The sequence below is a fragment of the Citrobacter sp. Cpo091 genome (genome assembly GCF_030332645.1).
Lineage (GTDB): Bacteria > Pseudomonadota > Gammaproteobacteria > Enterobacterales > Enterobacteriaceae > Citrobacter > Citrobacter portucalensis.
This window is the reverse complement of sequence record NZ_JAOWHL010000034.1, coordinates 364,794-385,972: the sequence shown is the minus strand read 5'-3', so window position 1 is coordinate 385,972 and position 21,179 is coordinate 364,794. Positions and strand designations below refer to the sequence as shown.

The following is a 21,179-nucleotide window of genomic DNA, read 5'->3' as shown; positions in this document are numbered from 1 at the left end:
GCGATAGCACGCCAACCCGCATGTTGCGTAGCCCCTCCATCATGATTGCTTTATTTTTTTCTGTACAATTCTTGCTATTTGTTATCTCAAAACCTCATTTTAAAAATTTTGTTATTCGCTTTTGTTATAGCCAGTACGCAAGTTCGCGTGGTTTTAGGCCTGGCTTGAGCTAGAATTAATCCTGATTAAATGTTTTTACGTATCAATAACTGACTAAAGATAGTTAAAAACTTAATTTTTAACCAACTGTTTGACATGGAATCCACTATGGTAATTAAGCACCAGGGGTGGATGCTGATCTCGCGTTTTGTGAGTAACCAAAGGCGGGACATATCTTAAATATGGAAATAAGGGTTTTAGAATGAGCTTTGGCTTAGCAAAGGAAGACAAGTTTGAAATCATCGCTATCCTTCGTGAAGAGCTTCATAAGAAAACGAAACTGGAAATCCTGTGTGGAGACAGTAGCGTTATCACGCAGTTAGAGAAGATTGATTTCGAACGGTTTGTCATCTCCGGACACGGAGACATTGTTCCTGAAAAGGTCCAATACTTTATCCTGCACAGCGAAAGCGGGATTGTAAAATTTACTGCCAGGTTCGAACAAACCTCGTCAGCAGGTGCGGAAGCAGGATTATCCTACTTCATCCCGGATATGATTTTCTTTGCCCAGCAGAGACAAAATCAGCGTTTTTCATTCCTGAAGGGCTATGACTTTTTCTGTTTTGGTCGTTACAAAAATGGAGAAAACTACTCTCTCAAGATTAAAAATATCTCGCAGGGTGGTTGTGCGTTAATCGTTAAAGATGTAAACGCCCGTTTTCTTTATAAAGATGCGGTGATTAAAAATGCATCTCTGGATTTCGATACCTTTGGCAGTTTACAACTGGACTTAAAAGTGATCGATGTCGTCCCGATCAATGAATTTGATGAGGATAACCAGTTGTATTCCTGTCATCAGATCTCATGTGAGTTCGACTTTAAAAATCGTCGTGAAGAGACTGAAGTCGAGAAAATCATTATTAAATTTTTAATGAGTAACAAGATTAGAAGCTTATAAGGAACGGTGAACAGGATGTTGATGTGTGGCAGTGATAATTTTGTGGGCAATGGTATGTTTGCCTACCTGACCAGCAAACATGTACCGATACAAACATTCCAGTTTGAGGATATGTTGCATCAGTCATCATTATGCCAGCATCAAACCATGGTTTTTAATATCATTGATAATGAACAAGCGTGTTCAGACATTGTTCAGTTTTTGAATAAAAACCGATTCAAATTTTATAATAACGTCGTGGTGATTGTTGCTGATAGTTTGGTGGCGAAATTATGCGTAGAGTTATTATATGTCGAAAAAACAATAGTTTTGACTGAAAAATCTTCACTGCGCGATTTTGGTCAATTGGCGAAATTATCAGTCGGGAAATGGAACCCCCGACTGTATCGTTCGCAGAAGAGATTAACCGAAAGAGAACAGCAGATCCTGAACTTACTGGTAAGTGGTTATACAGCCAAAGAAATTTCTGAGTTAGTTAGCCTGAACTATAAAACGATTCAGGCACATAAGATGAGAGTCGTCGCCAAGCTTGGCCTGACCAATACCTCTGATTTAAATAAGTTAATTGTCAGATTTACCCATCGTATGTCTTTTTTACCCTAACCTGACCATTCTTTTCTGATGTAATACACCTAATAGTAGATACAATTTGGGAGTGATTTTGACTGGTTTTTAATTTTATGATTTGTAGAGGGAGAGGGGAATGTTTAATTCCAATGAGGTGCTAACTGCGCTTGAAAAGGCTTTGAATACCAGTCAACTTTATATGGTTTATCAGCCTATTTTCAATTTGCATGCCCAGCGTATAAGCGGATTTGAAGCATTAATGCGTTGGAATAGTCCTCAGATGGGTATGATCTCTCCCGATGTTTTTATTACCTTACTGGAAGATAGCGGCAATATTATTTCCATTGAAGATATGGTTACTCACTCTCCGTGGGATGTTGCAACTTCCTGGCCTGACCCCATTGTATTATCCGTCAATATTTCCGCGCTTGAATTCTGCGATCCTCTGCTACCCCAACGCGTCAGACAAAATCTTGCCACTTCCGGACTGCCGGTCCATCGATGCCAAATAGAGGTCACGGAAACGTCACCGCTGTGTGACAGCCAGATTGCGGCTAAAAATATGACGGAATTAAAGGCGATAGGGGTCAAGCTTGCACTTGATGATTTTGGAACCGGCCATGCTAATCTTAATTACCTGTTGAAATATCCCTTTGACACCTTAAAAATTGATAAGGAATTTGTCACCGGTATTGAGCCCGACACCCGATCAACAAAGATTGTTGAGGGTATTATTTCACTGGCGCATAATTTTGGCATTGAAGTTCTTGCCGAAGGGGTGGAAACCCAGTCCCAGCTGGAGCGGTTGATGCAGATTGGTTGTGACAAAATTCAAGGCTTTTTCATTTCTCCCCCAGTGCTGGCAGAAGAGATCCCTTCACTCTTAGCACAATATAATCGTTAATCCCTCCTTTTCACGTTTCCCAACCCCTTGGTTGTTCCGCGTTGCTGTTAAGTCTGTAGGCCTGATAAGCGTAGCGCATCAGGCGGCTTTGAACGGCAAAAAAAAGCCCCCTGCAGAACAGGGGGCTGGTGAGTTTATGTCAGCTTAGAACGATTTCTTAAAGCCGATAGAGGCATTGACCGGCGCTTCTACCTGCGATTTACTGCCGCCGTTGCTGAATTGCGTACCCAGCTCACCGTAGACCTGCAGGTTTCTGTCGATGGACCATGACAGGCCGGCTGCAACTTCAGTGCTGGAGTACTGCTGTGAAGATTCCAGCGTGGTGGTGGCTACCGCATTGGTGAAGTGCGTTTTGTCTTTTGAACCCAGACCCTGCCAGACGTTTACCCTGCCATACGGCTGGAATTTGCCATGGTTGGTGTCATAGTCAGCGACCAGACGCACGCCCAGACGCGCGGTAAAGGAATCCGCAGTATCCATTTTCACTTTCGTTGGGGTCACACCATCCAGCGTGCTGTTATCAAAGTCGCTGTACTGGTAGATCAACTGAGCCTGAGGTTCCAGACTCCATGCGCTGGCACCTAAACGGAACGATTTACCTACCTCTGTCGACGCCGTCAGCGTGTTGCCTCTGACCGTATACGAGCCGTTGTTACCGGTCGCCTCCAGGCGGGATTTATGGTTACCGTACTGCAGGACGTTATCAACATACATACCGTCACCCGAGAACCAGGTAGCATAGCCGCCGACGTAAAATGCATTGTCGTCGATGTTACCGCCTTTACCATCGCTGCCTGTCTTCGTGCCTTTCACGTTGCTGTCGATATCAAGGATGCTGGTATACATCCCGGCTTTCCAGCTTTCGTTAGCATACATATCAACGCCGACCTGAATGCCCATGGTATGGGAGCTGGTTTGTGTACCGGCCGCGTCATCCAGTTTGGTTTTACCGGAGTAGCCAATCATTCTTGCCCACGCGCGATTGTCTTCATCAATGCCCGGTTTAACCTCGTCACCCATACGTTGGTGCATGTTACCCAACAGGCTAAGATCACCCTGACGTACGACGCTGGCGAGGCCAGAATACAGCATGGTTTCTGGACGGTATTCACTTCTCAGATACCAGTTTTCACCCTGGCCCTGAGCATTACCCGCATGCAGTTGGTACTCAAACGCACCTGCAGCCATACGATCGGCGGCAAGATGGAAGGCATCCCGCGACGTTTGTGCGGTGGTGGTTGCGCCATTGAGCGCTGTCACCACTTCGATACCATCCCCAATGGTCGGCGCACCGAGACCAGAACCATCGACATCCAGCAGCGTGCTACCGCTGGCTTTACCGCCATCGATAATCAGACGGTCGGCAATGCCTGAGCCGCTACCATTCTGGATAGCCGCCATGTTGATAGTCCCTTTTTCGCCGGTGTAATCCCCTTTGACGGTTAAGGTTGTGCCAGTCTGCTGACCGATGAGCGAGACATCGCCACCGTTGCTCAGGCCCGCTACCGTTTGGTTGTAACCCTGAGTGTTCAACGTGGTGTCTGCGACCACATAGTGGTGCGATGCACTACTCAGGGTGTTGGCATTACCCGCTTGCAACACGCCGTTGGCGATCAACGTCGCGCCGCTGTAGCTGTTTTCGCCTTGCAGCTCGGTAATGCCGCTACCGGTCTGATGCAACTGGCCTTTACCACTGATATTGCCGGTCAGCGCCAGGGTATCGCCACGATTGACGTTGAGTACGCCGTTATCAACGACATCCCCCTGAATGCTGCCGATATCACCGCCGTTACCCAGCTGTAAAACGCCTTGTTCGATGGTGGTGCCACCGGTGTAGGTGTTATCCAGCGTCAGGGTGAGGGAGCCTTTACCGGTTTTGGTCAGTTGACCGTTACCTTCGACTTCAGTCAGCAGAGAAACGTCATGTCCGTTGGTGTCGAATGTCCCGCCGCCGGATTCCAGCGTCACCTGACGGGCAGTATCAAACGCTTCGCCATACTTCAGCGTACCGCCATTAAAGGTAATTCCCGTATCTGCCGCACCCAGGTTGGTATCGCCCGCTACCTGCAGCGTCCCGGAGGTGATGGTCGTTCCGCCGCTGTAGGTGTTGTCGCCCGTGAGGATGAGGGTACCGAGATCGCCTTTATTCAGACCGCCGGTACCGCGGATAACGCTGTCGATAGTCGCGGTGTAGTTGGCGCCGTCTACTGTGCCATCGCCAACGCGAATCAGGGTGTTGGCCGTATTGGTGGTAATGGCTTCGCCGCCCACGCGATAACCATCGGTGGCGAACTGCGCGCCGCTGATGATGACATCGCCTTTGCTGTTATCGACGGTCACGTTGCCTGCTTCACCCTGGAAGACGGCAAACGCGGCATCGGTAAACGGTGCGTTCAGCGCGCCTTCCGGCGTTGATTCATCGGTAGTCCAGTTGTCGTTACCCTGGCTGGATTGCCAGATACCGTCGCCGCCGTTGATGACGCCGTTGTTTTTCAGCTCGCCATTCTCACCGCCGGTGCCGTCCCAAAAGCGCAGCGTTAGTCCTGCGTGGTTGACCAGGTTGACCTGATTTTTCACCGATGTCTGCACGTACAGGCTGTCAGCCGCTTCCGGCGCGTTAGCAATATCCATCACATTGTTGGTCAATGTGCCGGTGTAGTTGATGACGCGATAGACGCCGACATCAAAGCTGCCGCCCGGTGAGGTTTCAATGTTGAGCTTACCGTCGAGCGTCAGATCGCCATTTACGTCAATCAAGTCGTTGAAAGCACCGCCCGGGGTGTAAGCCTGACCAAACTGATAATCCAGCTGTGCGTTATCACTGAGCGTCAGCGAACCGGTAGTCAGTTTACCCACGCTGTTGATGGCCGCACCTGCGGTAATATGAGCGTCGTCCAGCACATCAACCGCGCCGCCAATAATTCCGTTTCCGCCAAGCGTTGCCCCGGATTTCACCGTCACCTGGCCGGTAGCCGCAGACTGATTACCGTTGACCAGCAGCACGCCCTCATTGACGTCCGTGGTGCCGGTGTAAGTATTGTCGCCGGTCAGCGTTAACGTACCGTCACCGATTTTCACCAGGCTACCGTCGTTGCCGCTGATAATGCCGCTGATGGTGTCATCAAGATGCAGATTACCCAGCGACAGCTCTTTATTGCCCAGTTCGACATTACCCGCACCGGACAAGGAGCCGATCGATGTTGCGCTGTCGACTGCGCTGATATCGACCTTACCGCCCGCCAGGTTTTTAACGACGGTATTTTCTGCCATCGCCTGGTCAGCGAAGGTCATCAGTCCGCTGTTGTTCACGGTGGCATTACCGCCGCTGGCGTCTTCTTCCAGCGCCAGAGTACTGTCTTTTGACACGTTAACCGTCGCGTTGCCCGCGGTGGCGTTGTTGGTTAACACCGCTTTCGCCGTGCCCGTCAGGTTCAGCATTGCGCTCGCTGCGGTGACGTTATCTGCCAGCGTTAACAGGCTGTCGGCGATGTTCATAGTCAGGGATTTCAGGCTGGTATCTGTCCCGCTGACATTGAGCGTCGCGCCCTTATTGACGTTCACGGTGCTGCTTTCGTTACTGCCAAAGGCTCCGGTTTTGCTGACGTTGACCGTCACATTGTTGGCGTTTCCGGTACCGGCAATTTCTGTGTCGCCTTTGTAGCTGTTTGCGCGGTCGAGCGACAAGGTGCTGCCCGCATCGCTAGAGCTGCTGGTGACTTTCAGTTTACCGTCGCCAGTAATCTCACCGGTTGGCGTGAAGTGGTGCGAATTGAGATCGAACACCGCTGCGTTCTCATTCGCTCCCAGCTCGATGGTGCGATTGCTGGTCAGGTCCGCGCCCAGTTGCAGCGTTGAACCGTTATTGATTGCCAGGTCAGTTCCGCTCTGGCCGAGATTGCTGTCGGAGGAGATCTGCAACGTGCCGCCATCAATGCGCGTGCCGCCGCGATACTCGTTATCGCCGCTGAGGATCAGACGGCCAAGGTCGGTTTTCACCAGCGTCAGCTTGTCAGCAGTACTGGCTTCGCGGATAACAGACTCAATGGTCGCGGTATAGTTTTGCCCCGCGCCACCGGCGCCAACGCGCAGCAGCAGTTCGCCTGTTCCCGGCGTCTGGCCTGCGTGGGTCGCGTTTTCAGTGGTGGCATACGCGTTAAGCGCATCGCCTTTAACGACATAGCCATCGGCATCAAACTGTGCTCCGGAGAAGTTAACTTCTCCCGCGGCGTTGTCCACGGTAACTGTACCGCCTTTGGTGGTGAAGACGGCGAAGGACTTCTGTGCCCAAGGGGCGTTACCTTCACCGGTTGCGGTGGTCCAGTTGTTATCACCCTGGCTGCCGATTGCCATCCATTTGCCATCGCCACCGTCAATTTTGCTGTCGCCTTCAATGCCCGACGCGCCGTGGCTCTGATTGACGGTTGCGCCGTCCCAGAACTGCAGGGTAACGCCGTTGGCGTTCACCAGGTTGACCTGTTTGTCGATAGAGGTCTGGACAAAAATATTGCTCTTATCCTGACTGTCCGGTATTGCGCCTAATTCCAGCGTCTGGTTATCCAGCGTGCCGCCGTAGTTATAGATACGGTACACGCCCGGTCCGAAGTTACCGCCCTGTGAAGTGGTGACATCCAGAGTCCCGTCCAGTTGCAGATCGCCCGCGACGTTAATCAGATCGTTTAGCGCGCCGCCTGGCGTATAGGCCTGACCCAGTTCGAAAGCGGAAGTCGTTTTGCTACCAAGCTGCAGATTACCGTTAATGGATAACGTACCCGCACCACCGTCACCGGCGCTGAGGGTCGTGGCATCGTTCATCAGCACGTTGCCGCCGATAGTGCCATTACCGCCAAGTGTGGACGTGCCGCTAACGGTGGTGGCACCGCGCGCCGCGCTTTGATCGCCATTCACCAGCAGCGTGCCGTTGGTAACGGTGGTGTCGCCGGTATAGGTGTTATTGCCGTTCAGACGGGTAATGCCGCCGCCGATTTGCTGCAGCGCGCCAATACCGGAGATCACGCCGTTGAGCAGCACGGTGTTGGCGCGATTAATCGCCAATATGCCGTTGTCGATAATGTCTGACACGGCGCTGACTTGGCCTGTATTTCCGCCGTCACCCAACTGCAGCGTACCGGTTTGAGCGATAGTGGTAGAGCCGGTGTAGGTATTGTTAGCGGTGAAGATCGTGGTACCGCCCGCCGCACGTTCGAACTTCCCGTCACCGCTGATGATACCGCGATAAATTTGCGCCGCGGAAGCATCACCCTGGGTATCGAAGATAACCCGGCTGCCTGTGCCCTGGGTCGTAACATTGTAATCTCCAATGCTTGCGGCAGTACTGGTCGGCTCGACGTGGTCGCCGGTGCTCAGGGTTGCGCCATTGTTTACGGCAATGGTTTTGCTTGCCAGCGTCAGGTTTTCTACGACGCGGACATCTGCGTTTGAGCCGCTGATGGTCAGCGAATCCCAGCCGGTGCCGATGTTGGTGCCAGTGGTCAGGTTGTCGCTAGCCAGCGTACCAATCTTCGCACCTTTTGTATCGGTGAAGGTGAGGGCGTTGCCGCTACCTGCTTCAGTAGTGATGTGGCGTGTTTTATCCAGCGTCACATTGCCGATGTTGGCTTTATTGTTACCGCCAGTACCGGCGAAATTCACTTCACCCGCATAGGAGCCACTACGCCAGTTAAAGATGTCCGCACCTTCGCCGGTATTGATTACGCCGCTGGTTACACCGCCGCTGATATCAATGGTGTCATTGCCTTTGCCGGACTGAATGGCCACGGCCGTGTCGTTGATGGCCTGCAGGGTTCCCGTGTTGGTAATGGTTTTACTGCTGTCGCCGCTGGCGTCAATAACCGGTGAGGTGGTGCTGGCAGAGATAATCTTGCCGCTGTTGGTCAAGGCGCTGACGTTTTTCGCGATGATCGCCGAACCGCCTGCGTCGTTATGCACGTTAATGTCGGCATTGGTGGTGACATTACCGTTGGTATTAGCGCGGATACCGCTGCCTTCGCTGTTCAGCACCTCAATGGTGTAGCCTTTGCCGATGGTCAGATCGCCCGATACCGAGCTGCCATCGCGTTTTTCAAAGGCAAAGCCGGTACCTTTCCCGTTGACGTTGAGGATATTTCCAGCGCTGTCTTTATCGGTCATGGTCAACGCCACGCTGGTGCGGATGCCTGCGCCATCGTTGGAGTTTATGGTGACGTTTCGTAACAGGATATTGTTATTGTTAGCATCGTTTTGAATGCCAGCACCGTCACCCTTTGCACTGATCTCCACATTTTGCGCGGACAGAGCGCCAGCGCCTTCGGCCAGACGAATACCGTCAGCGGTGCCATCGGTAGTAATACTGTCGCCAGAAATACCGTTAATCAGCAGGCTGGCTCCTTGGGTGAGCAGAACCCCAGCAGTACCATCATCAACCTGAACTTTGCCCAGCTTATTAATCTGCGCGCTGGTACCTGAAGCCCTAACACCGATGCCGTTGCTGACATGCAGGGCGCTGGAGGAGTTATTGGTTAAGCTCCCGTCTTTTTGAACATCAACGCCGATGCTGTCGACGCTGGCCAGATCAATAATCGAGTTGGTATCCAGGATCAGGTTGCCCTGATTCCTCGCCACATAGGCGATAACCTCATTGCCGCTAGCTTCAGAGGTAATCTTCGCGTTGGAGGTGAGGGTGGTGCTAGTCGGATTACCCTGCGTGTCACCATTCAACTGGTGAGCCTGACCATCCACAACCCCGGCAACGGTTCTTTCGCCGGTTAAATTGATGGTCGTTTTATCGCTGATAGTTCCTTTCGCGCCGCCTTCGATAACCAGCGCCGCTGAGTCGCTACCCTTAACGGTAAACGTAGCTTCACCGGTATCTACGCTACTGCCAGCGCCGGTGGCGAGAACGCCCACGGAATTCTTACCGTTGAGGGTAAGATCAAGGTTGGAACTGGACTGATCTTTCGGGTTAGTCGTGTTACCGGCCAGCAATGCGCCATTGGCGATACGGAAAATGGTGGTACGATCCTGACCATTGTCATTCATCACCGCCTGACCAATGTTGGCGGTAGCGCCTTTACCAAACAGGTAATAACCAATCTGATCGGTGTTGTTGAATGTCGGGCTACTCAGACTGTCAACGTTAGCGATGGCGTTATCACGTACGTGCACACCGATGTTACCGGCTTTATCCAGCGTAATGTTGGAGTAAACGTTGACCACTGCCTGGCCGCTGCTGCCACCTTCAGCCCAAATAGCGTAGTTACGGTTACCGACGCCGCCTTCTCCGTCCACCACGATAGAGCCCGCAGCGCTGGTGGTGACTTCGGCATTTTTGTTATTGGCGCTAACGTGGATCCCCACGTTGTTGGTGCCATTTACGTTAATCTTGCCGTCGTTGCGGATTTCCTGATTATTTTCCGCGCCGCTGTCGCGTACGGAGATGCCATAGTTTTTACTGCTGCCCCCGTCAGAACCTCCATTGATCACGATATTGCCGGTATTGAGAACGTTGCCCGTGGCATTCCCGACCAGAATTCCCGCGGCGTTGCGTATCCCGGTTCCCAGCGTGATCAGACCGTTGTTAATCACCTCTTTGGCACTTTTGGTCATGATCCCGGCGCTCAGACTAGAGCCGCCAGCCATCGTGACATCTTTAGACGGATCGCTTGCGTCGCGACCAAGATAAATTGAGGCATCCTGAGCGTTAGTGAAAGTGGCATTCCCGGCGACTTCTACGCCATAAGCCGTGCCTTTGGCAAAGGATGCACCGTTTTTGCGCCCGTCCACGACGTTGATATCGCCGTTGTTGACGCCTTGCGATTCGTCAGACAGTTGCATGCCAATAGCCAGCGTCAGCGAAGAATCTGGCTCATCCTTACTCCAGGGATCGGCTGCCGACGCGGTACCAAAGTTATCGGTGGTGATCGCCTGGTTAATGGTGCCGTTGTTTGCTATCTGGCTGGCGCCTTGCCCCTGCATGCCAAATGCGCCATAGCTGTTGACGTTTTGATTGCCGTCTTTGTCGATAAACAGCCCGGAGTTGATGATCCCGTTGTTGGTTGCCGTTGCGTCTTTTGCCAGCATGCCAATCGCCAGACTCTGCCCGGTAGACGTGCGTAATGCGTTCAGCTCGCCAAGGTTAGTGATAACCCCGCCATTAAGGGATTTCATGACACCGTTAATACTGCCGTCAACGGCAATAATCGCATCTTTGTTCAGGGTGCCGGAGGTGCCTGCACCGTTGGCGTAAATAGCATGCAGCTCACCGCGGCCAGCGGTCGCGTTATTGCTATGCGACAAGCCGTCGGTCCAGACGTCGTAATCCCAGGTAAGCACGTCTGAAGACTTGCTGGAGTTGATCAAGCCATCAATCAGCTCCGCGTATTTTGTCTGCGCGGCGGTGACGGTTGTGATATCACCGTTTTCAACATCCAGCCACAACTGCAGTTGACTGACCTTTTGCCCTTCAGGGTTTTCTGCTGCGTCGCTGCTTTTACCCAACAGCCAGTCGTTAAAATCGGCCAGCTCCTGCGTGCTGGTAATGTTAAATGTGCGCGTACCCGTTTCGACTACTTTACCGTCTGCATCATAGCCGTAGGACATGAGTGTTACATCATCGCCAAACACGGAGGTTTGTGCTGAACCGGCGAACGTTTTTTCAGGGATAACTGGGGCGGCGTTAAATTTTATATAGTTATCGGATTGCCAGTTAACCTGGCTACCTGCGTCCTGAGCCTCCAGCAAGGAGGAGTCTTTAGCCAGCAACTCGATAGTATTGGCTTTGTCGCGGACATTGAGCGTATCGTTGCCAATATCCAGATTGGCTATGGAGCCATTTGTCGCCAGCGCGATGCCAAATTGTTTATAGATTTTAGACAACGTTGGATCGTAGGTGTTTAATACCGAATCGCCGATCTGTGATTCGGTAAGAAAGCTACTTAACTCCTGGGTATCAAAGACTTTAATTGATGCTGGCTCACCAGGAAATGCCGGGTCGTTAATAGAGAATTCTGTGCTCTGTGAAGGCGTCGACGACCGGTTGTACGTCAGGTATTCCGCCAGCTCTTCAGCATTAGTAATCGTTTTTACGCTCTGGTCAGGGCTGGTGGCCTTAAGAGTGATTTTGCCGGTTTGCAGCAGCTCTCTGATGGTCGTTGATTCAACAACGCCACTTTGACCCGGACTGATCGTTGGGATCGCACCGCTGATATTGAGCGCCTGACCAGCAGTGATATCTTTATATAAGAATCCGTAGTCGTGGATACCCGCATAATCCCCAACGGAAATACCTGCCTGGTAGTCGGTGAAAATATTGTGATCACCGATATCGATAATCGGATCAGCGGAAACCTGCATTGAAGCAGCGCTTAATGCACCCGCTGCCAATACCGCAACCGTTTTACGCGAGCTGCTTTTTTTCTTTCCTTTGGTTAATTCAGAAACGACCACCCAGATACCGAGCGCCGCGTTCCAAATAATGCTGTAAACTTTGTTCATATATAACCCTCGTCTACATTCCTGTTATGCATGTGTTAATACATTGAGTTGTTGGCTATGGTTGGCACGCGGATGTGCTACCCGGTAATAGATTTTTGGGAATAGGGTTTCCTTCCGTGCGATGCGGAATTAAAAAGCGAGTCGAAAGAAAACTTTTTTTAAATAATAACCGTGATAATTGTCCTTAAATAAGTCAGTTACGGCTGGCTATAGTGAGAAATGGTGTACTTGAGCCGGGTGTTATTTTTGCCGAGTTTTCTGGCAATATTGCTTTTGTACGCCCCGATGGTTTTTTCACTTTTTTGTGATGCCCCGGCGATTTGTGTCAGTGACCATCCTCGTGCAAGCATCATCATTACGTTGAATTCGTTTGCTGTGATCTTGTTGTGTAATGCTTTGATATTTCGTTGGTTATTGTTTTTTGTGATACGTGTAACGGCATGGTGTAGCTGATCAAGACTGGCATCTTGATCAAGAAACAGCATGTTCTTCCCACAAACGGTTTGAAAAAGAGTAAAAGTAGCTTCATCTGCCAAAACAATAATTTTGGTGACAGGTCGTAAAGCCATGTTGCGGATAATCCTGGCATATTTTAAAAAATCTGATTTGTCAGGATTAATGATGATGCAATCCGTTTCATAAGGAAGCATTTTGACAGCAGAGAGCGTCTGGGAGGAGTAATACGCGATATCAATATATAATGATGAGCCACGTAGGATTTCTCGCATGCCTAGCCAAGGGTAAATTGAGTCACCCAAAAAAATAGCCTTTGACATAACGATCTCCTTGAAATTTTGGTGCAAGCAGCCGCCTCTTTTTGTAGGTTAAAAAAGAGTTTCTTGCGACGCGTGAAATGTTAATTAAATCTCGTATTACGTTCTGTGCTGTGAACGTATCCTTATTAATTCCAGATTAAACAGATATTCTCTGTATTTATTAGAATCATTAACTATTCTTAAAGTAGATATTACACTTTGTTAAAATTTAAGATAAATCGTTTATTTCAGCTCTGCGTAAATGATTGATAGATTTCGCTTATGAATCGCATGAATAATGATTGAGTGGTTTCTATAAAGACAGGGTATTCCTATCTGTTTTGGAAGGGATTTATATGAAAAACATTATATTTCAGATGGATACCCGTTTTTCTTAATGGGCTTACTGGTAGGTAGGAGAATTCTTAATCAAGACCAGGGCAAAGAGAAGGCGCGTCGAGGGGAAGAGAGAAATATCGCTAAATTTGCAGTTATCGACCTGAAACTCGAGTATTCAGGTTGATAATTCTTAGTGTTGTGAATTTTTTAGGGAATTATCCTATTTTTGGCTTTTTGTGCTTAATTTTAAAAACTCACTTGAAGAGGTTATTTTTTCTGATTGCTATTGCTGATAGGGCTTAGCCCGCCAACAGTTCCTGTTCAACCTGATGCACCTGCTGTTCCAGCGTATTGCGGATTTCCGTAAGCGCCCGTTGTTGATCGGAGAAGTAGGCTTCTTTATCAGTCACGGAGGTGGCAAGCCGCCAGGCGTTCTCGGCTTCCAGTTCGGTAATCTCTTTGAGCAGCGCGTTAATTTGTTCTCTGAGCTGCTGTATTTTGCTGCGTAAATGCTGCAAATCGTTCAATCGGTCACTCGCCATCATCGGTTCGAGGCCGCTTTGCAATTGAGTCAGTAGCGCCCGGACGGCGGCAAGATCGGCATTTTGGCGCGCCTGGTTAAGCTGCACCATCATCTGATGCGCTTTCTCTTTCAGATCATCGGCTACCACGTCCGGGTGGCAAAGACGGCTTGCCTGACGCCACAGGCGTTTTAACTCATTACGTTCATCAGAGGAAAGCCGCTGGTCACGGCTAAAACGATGCTGTGCATCCTGCTGCTGCTCCTGATATTCATCATATTCATGGCTGGCCTCTTCCTGTGCCTGACGGGTTGCGCTGTCGTCCTGGCGAGAAAAGTCGTTTTCCAGCTCACGAATCTCCGCCAGCAGGGCGGTAATCAGTTCAGTTTGCTGCTGAATACGTTGGCGTGTTTCCACCGATTCGCGCGAATCTGAATTCTGGTTCATCCAGTGCTGCTTGAGCCTGGCCAGTTGATCAACAGCCTGGGAAATATAGTGCTGACAGGATTGATAGTCTTTTTCCCGGCGTTTTCGCTCCGCTTCCTGTTTGCGCTGGGCACTGGCGGCGAGCTGTTTACGCAGTTCGAGAATGCGGCTCATCAGCGGTCCAAGACGAAGGTGATACAGATCGTTGAAATCATCGAGGATTTGAATGCGCGTGTTGCGCTTATCGATCAGGTCACGCAGCTGTGTTTCGAGAGCTTTGAGTTCCAGCTTACTGGCGGCAATGGCGGGATCCTGCCACGTAGAGACTGCCCGTTGAGATTGCAGCCAGGCCGAGATTTCACGCAGGGCATCACCAAAGCGTCGTTCTTCGATCGCCTGCACAATGGTGCCAGGTACGACTGACAAAGGCTCATTTTTAAGATGCGCCACCTGCTGGAAAATAATCTCCTCATCTTCCAGTTCAATAGCGCTTTTGACGATTTCCAGTCGTTTGATGATCTTATTCATGACAGTCGTTGCCTGGCCTGGCTAAAAAACGAGTGGCTGAAGTACAACAGGTTCACCCGTTTGAAAATGTTAGAAAAACAGTAAAGCGCATTCTGTGGCCTGCGATGCCTTTTCGTCCAGAATAATTCACTGTAATTATGAAAAACCGGAAGTCGCGCGCACCTGTCTGCATCTTCAAACCTCTGTTTCATGTTTTTTACTCTCGGGTAATTATTCTTGATTCAGTAAAGATAATGCGTATAGTTCTCATTCTCTTTTGTTATTAACTCCCTGTATTACTTCTGGTAAGGATCCCGACAATGAAAAAAACAACATCCGCGCTGGCATTGCTGATTGCTGCGGCGTTAAGCGGTTGTGCGGCGCATACCACGCCAGCCAGCAACGCCAGCGTTACGGAAAAAACAGCGCAACCTGCCGTCAGTGATGTGCAACAACGCGCGCTGGCGGATGGGTTATATGAAATGGCGCTTAGCCCGGCAGGGGATGCGTTGTACGTTGCCAGCGCCGAAGGATTTAAAGATGTGCAGGGCGGCGTGGTTTACAAGCTGGATCCAAAAACGCTTAAAACGCTCGGCTTGAGTCATACCGATATGAAAAACTTTGGTATGGCTATCTCGCCGGACGGTAAAACAGTGTATGTCACCAACTCACTGGATGGTGGCCTGAGCGCGCTGAATACCGCTGACGGCAAAGTGAAAAATCGCGTACTGTTCCCGGAACGTAACCCAGAAGGTTTCCCGTATGGTGCGCGCCAGGTGCTGCTGCATAACGGTTTGCTCTATATTGGTGCCGTGGCGGATCCAGCGTTGATTTGGGTGGTTGACGCTGAAACCCTGAAGCTAAAAACCCGCATTAAAAATACGGGTAAATGGATGACCGGACTGCATTATTCAGAAGTGACGCAGCGAATTTATGCAGCTAACGGCGGCGGTGAAATTCTTGTTATCAACCCGCGTAATCAGCGCGTAGAAAAACGCTGGCAACCGCTGGGGGAACAACCTGCGCTGTTGCTGAATATGGCGGAGGACGCACAAACGGGTCGCCTGTTTGTCACCGACAACTCCAAAGCGAAAACTACCCTGGTGCTGGATATCCATACCGGTAAGCTGCTGAAAAAATTGGATGTGGGTGATTCGCTGGCGGTGAAATTTAACGCAAAACGCAACGAAATCTATATTACCCAGCGTGATTCAGGGAAATTGCTCAGCCTGAATGCGACCGATTACAGCGTGAAGAAAAGCTGGGATTTACCACCTAACCCTAACAGCTTGCTGCTCTCGGCGGATGGGCAAACCCTGTTTGTCACCGTGAAACAGAAATTTAATAAAGACCACTCTACATCTGCGCCAGATAACGTGGTACGTATTGACCTGAATAAACAATAACAGCTCGCCTTCTTTCTATTGTTTTTCTCCCGAGCCTCGGTGCGTTGGGCAAGGAGGCCCGGCGTATCCAATCGATTGCGCCTTGCGACAACCAGGTTGAAATGTTAAAAGAAGCCCCTTCAATAAAAACCACACAGGGGAAGGGCGTGAAAAACGCGTCAACTGCATCTGACACCAGCGTGTCTGATGCCGCGTCGACGAACGAGCCGACGCTTCAACGAGGGTTGCAAAACCGCCATATTCAGTTAATTGCGCTGGGCGGCGCAATTGGTACCGGCCTGTTTTTGGGCATTGGCCCGGCTATTCAGATGGCGGGACCTGCGGTGTTACTGGGTTACGGCGTTGCAGGGATCATCGCTTTTTTGATTATGCGTCAACTGGGCGAAATGGTGGTCGAAGAACCCGTTTCCGGATCGTTTGCCCATTTTGCCTATAAATACTGGGGACCGTTCGCGGGTTTTCTGTCCGGCTGGAACTACTGGGTGATGTTTGTGCTGGTCGGCATGGCAGAACTGACAGCGGCAGGGATCTACATGCAGTACTGGTTGCCCGATGTTCCGACCTGGATTTGGGCCGCGGCATTCTTCGTGATCATCAATGCCGTCAATCTGGTCAACGTACGTCTGTATGGCGAAACGGAATTCTGGTTTGCGCTGATTAAAGTACTGGCCATTATCGGCATGATTGGTTTTGGCGTGTGGATGCTGTTTTCCGGTAATGGCGGGGAACATGCAAGCATCGATAACCTTTGGCGTTACAACGGCTTTTTTGCTACCGGCTGGAACGGATTAATTCTGTCGCTGGCAGTGATTATGTTCTCCTTTGGCGGGCTGGAGCTTATCGGGATTACTGCCGCGGAAGCGCAGGATCCACAGAAAAGCATTCCAAAGGCGGTAAACCAGGTGGTGTACCGTATTCTGCTGTTTTATATCGGTTCTCTGGTGGTGCTGTTGGCGCTGTACCCGTGGGTGGAAGTGAAATCCAACAGCAGCCCGTTCGTAATGATTTTCCATAATCTCGACAGCAACGTAGTGGCTTCTGCGCTGAACTTTGTCATCCTGGTGGCTTCGCTGTCGGTGTATAACAGTGGCGTCTACTCTAACAGCCGTATGCTATTTGGTCTCTCGGTTCAGGGTAACGCGCCGAAGTTCTTAACCCGCGTCAGCCGTCGCGGCGTACCGGTGAACTCACTGATCCTTTCCGGTGCTATTACGTCGCTGGTGGTACTCATCAACTATGTGCTGCCGCAAAAGGCCTTTAGCCTGCTGATGGCGCTGGTGGTGGCAACGCTGCTGCTGAACTGGATTATGATTTGCCTGGCACATCTACGATTCCGGGCGGCGATGCGTCGTAAGGGACGTGACACGCAGTTTAAAGCGCTGCTGTATCCGGCAGGGAACTACCTGTGTATTGCTTTCCTTGGCATGATTCTGGTGCTGATGTGTACGATGGATGAGATGCGCCTGTCAGCTATCCTGCTACCGGTGTGGATCCTGTTCCTGTTTGTTGCCTTCAAACTGCTGCGTCGTAAGTCCCGCTAAGTTTCTACCGATCTTGTTATTACCGATCCCATCGTCAGGATGGGATCGGATCCTCACTCAACGTTTATCGTGACCGTTCTCGCAATTTTGTTGCTGCTGACAGGAACTTTATTTTGTAATCGATTACTTTTCTATTGAATCTAATTTGTAATCGATTACATTTTAAGGGTGGGGCAAAAAATGGTGTCAACAACCGAAAGTAGTGGAAAACAGAGCGTACAGTACCGGCTGCTGGTGCCCCGGCTGTCGCTAATGATGTTCTTACAGTTCTTTATCTGGGGAAGTTGGTCCGTCACGCTGGGGCTGGTGATGAGCCAGCACAACATGTCGCTGTTGATTGGCGATGCGTTTTCAGCCGGGCCCATTGCCTCTATTCTGTCGCCATTCGTCTTAGGGATGCTGGTAGACCGCTTTTTTGCCTCGCAAAAGGTGATGGCGGTGATGCACCTTGCTGGCGCGGCAATCCTGTGGTTTGTTCCGCAGGCATTGGTGGCGCAAAACGGTGCACTGTTGATTGGTCTGCTGTTTGGCTACACGTTGTGCTACATGCCAACGCTGGCGCTTACCAACAATATTGCTTTTCATAGCCTGTCGGATAAGGACCAAACCTTCCCGGTGGTGCGGGTGTTTGGCACCATTGGCTGGATTGTCGCGGGGATCTTTATCGGTGTAACCGGAATTTCGGACACCACCGGCATCTTTACGCTGGCGGCGATTATCTCTGTGATTCTGGCGCTCTACAGCCTCACGCTGCCCAACACGCCAGCACCGGCGAAAGGACTGCCGGTAAAAGTTCGCGATCTGTTTTGTGCGGATGCTTTTGCTTTACTCAAGGTCCGTCACTTTTTTGTCTTCTCGCTCTGCGCGACGCTTATCTCTGTACCGTTGGGAACCTATTACGCGTATACCGCGTCGTTTCTTGCTGATGCGGGCGTCGGCGACGTCAGTACGGCGATGTCGTTTGGTCAGATGTCTGAAATATTCTTCATGCTGGTGATCCCGTTCCTGTTCAGACGTTTGGGCGTGAAATACATGCTGTTAATCGGGATGTGCGCCTGGTTCGTGCGTTATGCCTTCTTTGCCCTCGGCATCAGCGAAGAGGGCCGATTCCTGCTGTATCTCGGCATTCTGCTGCACGGCGTGTGCTACGACTTCTTCTTCGTAGTCGGCTTTATTTACACCGATCGTATCGCCGGGGAAAAAGTAAAAGGTCAGGCGCAAAGCATGATCGTCATGTTTACCTATGGGATCGGTATGCTGCTGGGCTCGCAAATTTCAGGCGCACTTTACAACCGGCTGGTGGCGGGGCAAACCGTGCCTCAGGCGTGGACCACATTCTGGTGGATCCCGGCAGTCGCTGCCGCAGTGATTGCCCTGATTTTCCTTTTCTCTTTCAAGTATGACGACAAAGAGCAGGCGTAATTTTCAGGAGGGGTTATGAAAACCATCAAGGGGCCAGGCATTTTTCTGGCGCAATTTATTGGGGATCGCCCGCCATTTAACACCCTGGAAGGCGTGGCAAAATGGGCGGCGGAGCTGGGCTATAAGGCATTACAAATCCCGTGTAATCACAAGTCGCTGTTTGATGTCGAACAAGCTGCTGTAAGTCAGGCCTATTGTGATGATATTCGCGGGATGCTGGCCGGATATGGGTTAGTGATTAGCGAATTATCTACCCATCTTGAAGGTCAACTGGTTGCCGTCCATCCGGCTTACGATGACGCTTTTGACGGATTTGCTCCGCCGTCTGTACGCGCTAATCCGCAGGCCAGACAGGCGTGGGCCATCGAAACCCTACACCAGGCCGCTGCGGCTTCGCAAAGACTGGGGCTGACGGCACATGCCACGTTTTCAGGTTCGCTCGCCTGGCCTTTCTTTTATCCGTGGCCACCGCATAATCGTCAGCGCTTTGAAGAGGCTTTTCTGGAGCTGGCGCGCCGCTGGAGACCGATACTCGATCGCTTTGATCACCATGGGGTGGATGTTTGCTTTGAGATCCATCCCGGCGAAGATCTGCACGATGGCATGACGTTCGAGCGTTTTCTTGCGCTGGTTGATAATCATCCTCGCTGCAACATTCTCTATGACCCGAGCCATCTGTTATTGCAGCAGATGGATTATCTTGGGTTTATCGATGTCTATCACTCGCGTATTAAAGCGTTCCACGTCAAGGACGCTGAGTACCATGCCAGTAGCCGCAGCGGTGTCTATGGCGGTTATCAGCCGTGGCTCGATCGCGCCGGGCGCTTCCGTTCTTTGGGGGACGGGCAGGTCGATTTCAAAACGATCTTCAGCAAGCTCACACAATATGATTTCCCTGGCTGGGCGGTGCTGGAATGGGAGTGTTGCCTGAAAGACGCGCAAACCGGGGCGCGTGAGGGGAGTGATTTTATACGGCGCCATATTATTCCGGTTTCTGCACGTGCATTTGATGATTTCGCCGCTGGCGATGAGGTACGCAAATGATACAGGTTGGCATTATTGGCAGCGGATTTATTGGGCCTGCACATATTGAGGCGTTGCGTCGACTCGGCGGTGTGAACGTGGTGGCGCTCTGTGATAGCTCACTGGCGGTTGCCCAGGAACGCGCAGATGCTCTTCATATTCCTCATGCGTACGGCAGCGTTGAAGCGCTGCTGGCGCATCCCGGACTACAGGTAGTGCATAACTGTACACCGAATCATCTGCATACCGACATCAATCGGCAGATTTTACGCGCGGGTATGCACGTGTTTTCAGAAAAGCCGCTGTGTATGACGCCGGATGAGGCTCGTGAACTGGAAACGCTGGCACAGCAGGCTGGAGTGGTGCACGGCGTGAGCTTTGTCTATCGCCAGTTTGCAATGGTGCAGCAGGCGGCCAGTATGGTCAGAAGCGGCAGCGTGGGCAGTCTGTTTGCCGTACAGGGGAGCTATCTGCAGGACTGGATGCTGCTGGAGACTGACTACAACTGGCGGGTCGATGCCGCACAGGGCGGCGATTCACGGGCGGTAGCGGATATCGGTTCGCACTGGTGTGATACGGTGCAATTCGTGACTGGAAAACGTATTGTCGAGGTGATGGCCGATTTGGCTATCGTCTGGCCGGTACGTAAAGCCAGCATTGCCAGTAACGCTACGTTTGGCCAGCAAACGGCTGATGTGCAATTTGAGGATAAAGCGGTTACGACAGAAGATCGTGGGTCGGTGCTGGTACGTTTTGATGATGGCAGCAAAGGCTGCTTTAGCGTTTCGCAGGTGAGTGCCGGGCGCAAGAATCACCTGAGCTTTGAAATTAACGGTAGCCACTGTTCACTGCACTGGGATCAGGAAACGCCGCAACAGCTTTGGGTCGGGCACCGTCAGCAGGCGAACCAGATCCTGACGGACGACCCAGGATTGATGAATGCGGATGTTGCTGCCAGTGCGCACTTTCCGGGTGGGCATATTGAGGGCTGGCCGGATGCGTTCAAGAATATGATGCAGCAGTTTTATCAGGCGGTGTTGGCAGGCAAAATGCCCGCGACGGCGGAGCGTCGATTTGCGTCTTTTTCTGACGGTGCGGATGTGATGTATATTATTGATGCAATTATAAAAAGCCATCAGCAGCAGCGTTGGATATCAGTACAGCGCTAAACACGCATCCGGTTCGCCAGTCGGCGATTTTATGGTAGCCTCAACGCAAAGCG

Annotated in this window: 11 protein-coding genes; 8 read left to right on the top strand and 3 right to left on the bottom strand. The window is 51.0% G+C overall.

Annotated elements, in window-relative coordinates; genetic code table 11:
- Positions 1-361: 361 nt before the first annotated feature.
- The 3 genes from OGY04_RS12465 (at position 362) to OGY04_RS12455 (ending at position 2,528) form a co-directional block, all read left to right on the top strand.
- Positions 362-1,057, top strand: a complete 696-nt coding sequence (locus OGY04_RS12465) for a flagellar brake protein (RefSeq protein WP_103015057.1) — start codon at positions 362-364, stop codon at positions 1,055-1,057.
- 21 nt (positions 1,058-1,078) lie between these two features.
- Positions 1,079-1,660: a helix-turn-helix transcriptional regulator gene (locus OGY04_RS12460; RefSeq protein WP_003831148.1), complete on the top strand. Its 582-nt coding sequence runs from the start codon at positions 1,079-1,081 to the stop codon at positions 1,658-1,660.
- A gap of 100 nt (positions 1,661-1,760) precedes the next feature.
- The gene (locus OGY04_RS12455; RefSeq protein WP_003831149.1) at positions 1,761-2,528 is read left to right on the top strand and encodes a putative bifunctional diguanylate cyclase/phosphodiesterase; all 768 of its coding nucleotides are present in this window, start codon (positions 1,761-1,763) and stop codon (positions 2,526-2,528) included.
- Between the two features lie 144 nt (positions 2,529-2,672).
- On the opposite strand, the gene OGY04_RS12450 is transcribed toward OGY04_RS12455, so the two are convergent.
- From OGY04_RS12450 to OGY04_RS12440, 3 genes are all read right to left on the bottom strand, one after another.
- Positions 2,673-12,017 carry an autotransporter outer membrane beta-barrel domain-containing protein gene (locus OGY04_RS12450; protein WP_286585347.1) on the bottom strand — a complete coding sequence of 3,115 codons (9,345 nt, stop codon included), beginning with the start codon at positions 12,015-12,017 and terminating at the stop codon, positions 2,673-2,675.
- A 197-nt stretch (positions 12,018-12,214) separates the two neighbouring features.
- Complete coding sequence (locus tag OGY04_RS12445) at positions 12,215-12,793, bottom strand: helix-turn-helix transcriptional regulator (RefSeq protein ID WP_286585346.1); 579 nt, start codon at positions 12,791-12,793, stop codon at positions 12,215-12,217.
- Between the two features lie 617 nt (positions 12,794-13,410).
- Positions 13,411-14,586, bottom strand: coding sequence for a coiled-coil domain-containing protein (locus tag OGY04_RS12440; protein ID WP_032942620.1), 1,176 nt, complete (start codon positions 14,584-14,586; stop codon positions 13,411-13,413).
- Between the two features lie 299 nt (positions 14,587-14,885).
- On the opposite strand from OGY04_RS12440, the gene OGY04_RS12435 reads away from it, so the two are divergent.
- The 5 genes from OGY04_RS12435 (at position 14,886) to OGY04_RS12415 (ending at position 21,126) form a co-directional block, all read left to right on the top strand.
- Complete coding sequence (locus OGY04_RS12435) at positions 14,886-15,971, top strand: YncE family protein (RefSeq protein ID WP_286585345.1); 1,086 nt, start codon at positions 14,886-14,888, stop codon at positions 15,969-15,971.
- Between the two features lie 146 nt (positions 15,972-16,117).
- Positions 16,118-17,512: a phenylalanine transporter gene (gene pheP / locus OGY04_RS12430; protein ID WP_008784036.1), complete on the top strand. Its 1,395-nt coding sequence runs from the start codon at positions 16,118-16,120 to the stop codon at positions 17,510-17,512.
- A 180-nt stretch (positions 17,513-17,692) separates the two neighbouring features.
- Positions 17,693-18,934, top strand: coding sequence for an MFS transporter (locus OGY04_RS12425; protein WP_286585344.1), 1,242 nt, complete (start codon positions 17,693-17,695; stop codon positions 18,932-18,934).
- 15 nt (positions 18,935-18,949) lie between these two features.
- Positions 18,950-19,978 (top strand): sugar phosphate isomerase/epimerase family protein, encoded by a 1,029-nt coding sequence (locus OGY04_RS12420; protein ID WP_057066485.1) that lies wholly within the window; start codon positions 18,950-18,952, stop codon positions 19,976-19,978.
- Positions 19,975-21,126: a Gfo/Idh/MocA family protein gene (locus tag OGY04_RS12415; RefSeq protein ID WP_241176325.1), complete on the top strand. Its 1,152-nt coding sequence runs from the start codon at positions 19,975-19,977 to the stop codon at positions 21,124-21,126. Before OGY04_RS12420 ends, OGY04_RS12415 begins: the two co-directional genes overlap by 4 nt.
- Positions 21,127-21,179: the final 53 nt, after the last annotated feature.

What these genes read in the sequence shown, in the direction of transcription:
- OGY04_RS12450 (WP_286585347.1), bottom strand. Translation starts at nt 12,017, where the DNA reads ATGAACAAAGTTTACAGCATTATTTGGAACGCGGCGCTCGGTATCTGG.
- OGY04_RS12455 (WP_003831149.1), top strand. Translation starts at nt 1,761, where the DNA reads ATGTTTAATTCCAATGAGGTGCTAACTGCGCTTGAAAAGGCTTTGAAT.
- OGY04_RS12440 (WP_032942620.1), bottom strand. Translation starts at nt 14,586, where the DNA reads ATGAATAAGATCATCAAACGACTGGAAATCGTCAAAAGCGCTATTGAA.
- OGY04_RS12425 (WP_286585344.1), top strand. Translation starts at nt 17,693, where the DNA reads ATGGTGTCAACAACCGAAAGTAGTGGAAAACAGAGCGTACAGTACCGG.
- OGY04_RS12445 (WP_286585346.1), bottom strand. Translation starts at nt 12,793, where the DNA reads ATGTCAAAGGCTATTTTTTTGGGTGACTCAATTTACCCTTGGCTAGGC.
- OGY04_RS12460 (WP_003831148.1), top strand. Translation starts at nt 1,079, where the DNA reads ATGTGTGGCAGTGATAATTTTGTGGGCAATGGTATGTTTGCCTACCTG.
- OGY04_RS12415 (WP_241176325.1), top strand. Translation starts at nt 19,975, where the DNA reads ATGATACAGGTTGGCATTATTGGCAGCGGATTTATTGGGCCTGCACAT.
- OGY04_RS12435 (WP_286585345.1), top strand. Translation starts at nt 14,886, where the DNA reads ATGAAAAAAACAACATCCGCGCTGGCATTGCTGATTGCTGCGGCGTTA.
- OGY04_RS12465 (WP_103015057.1), top strand. Translation starts at nt 362, where the DNA reads ATGAGCTTTGGCTTAGCAAAGGAAGACAAGTTTGAAATCATCGCTATC.
- OGY04_RS12420 (WP_057066485.1), top strand. Translation starts at nt 18,950, where the DNA reads ATGAAAACCATCAAGGGGCCAGGCATTTTTCTGGCGCAATTTATTGGG.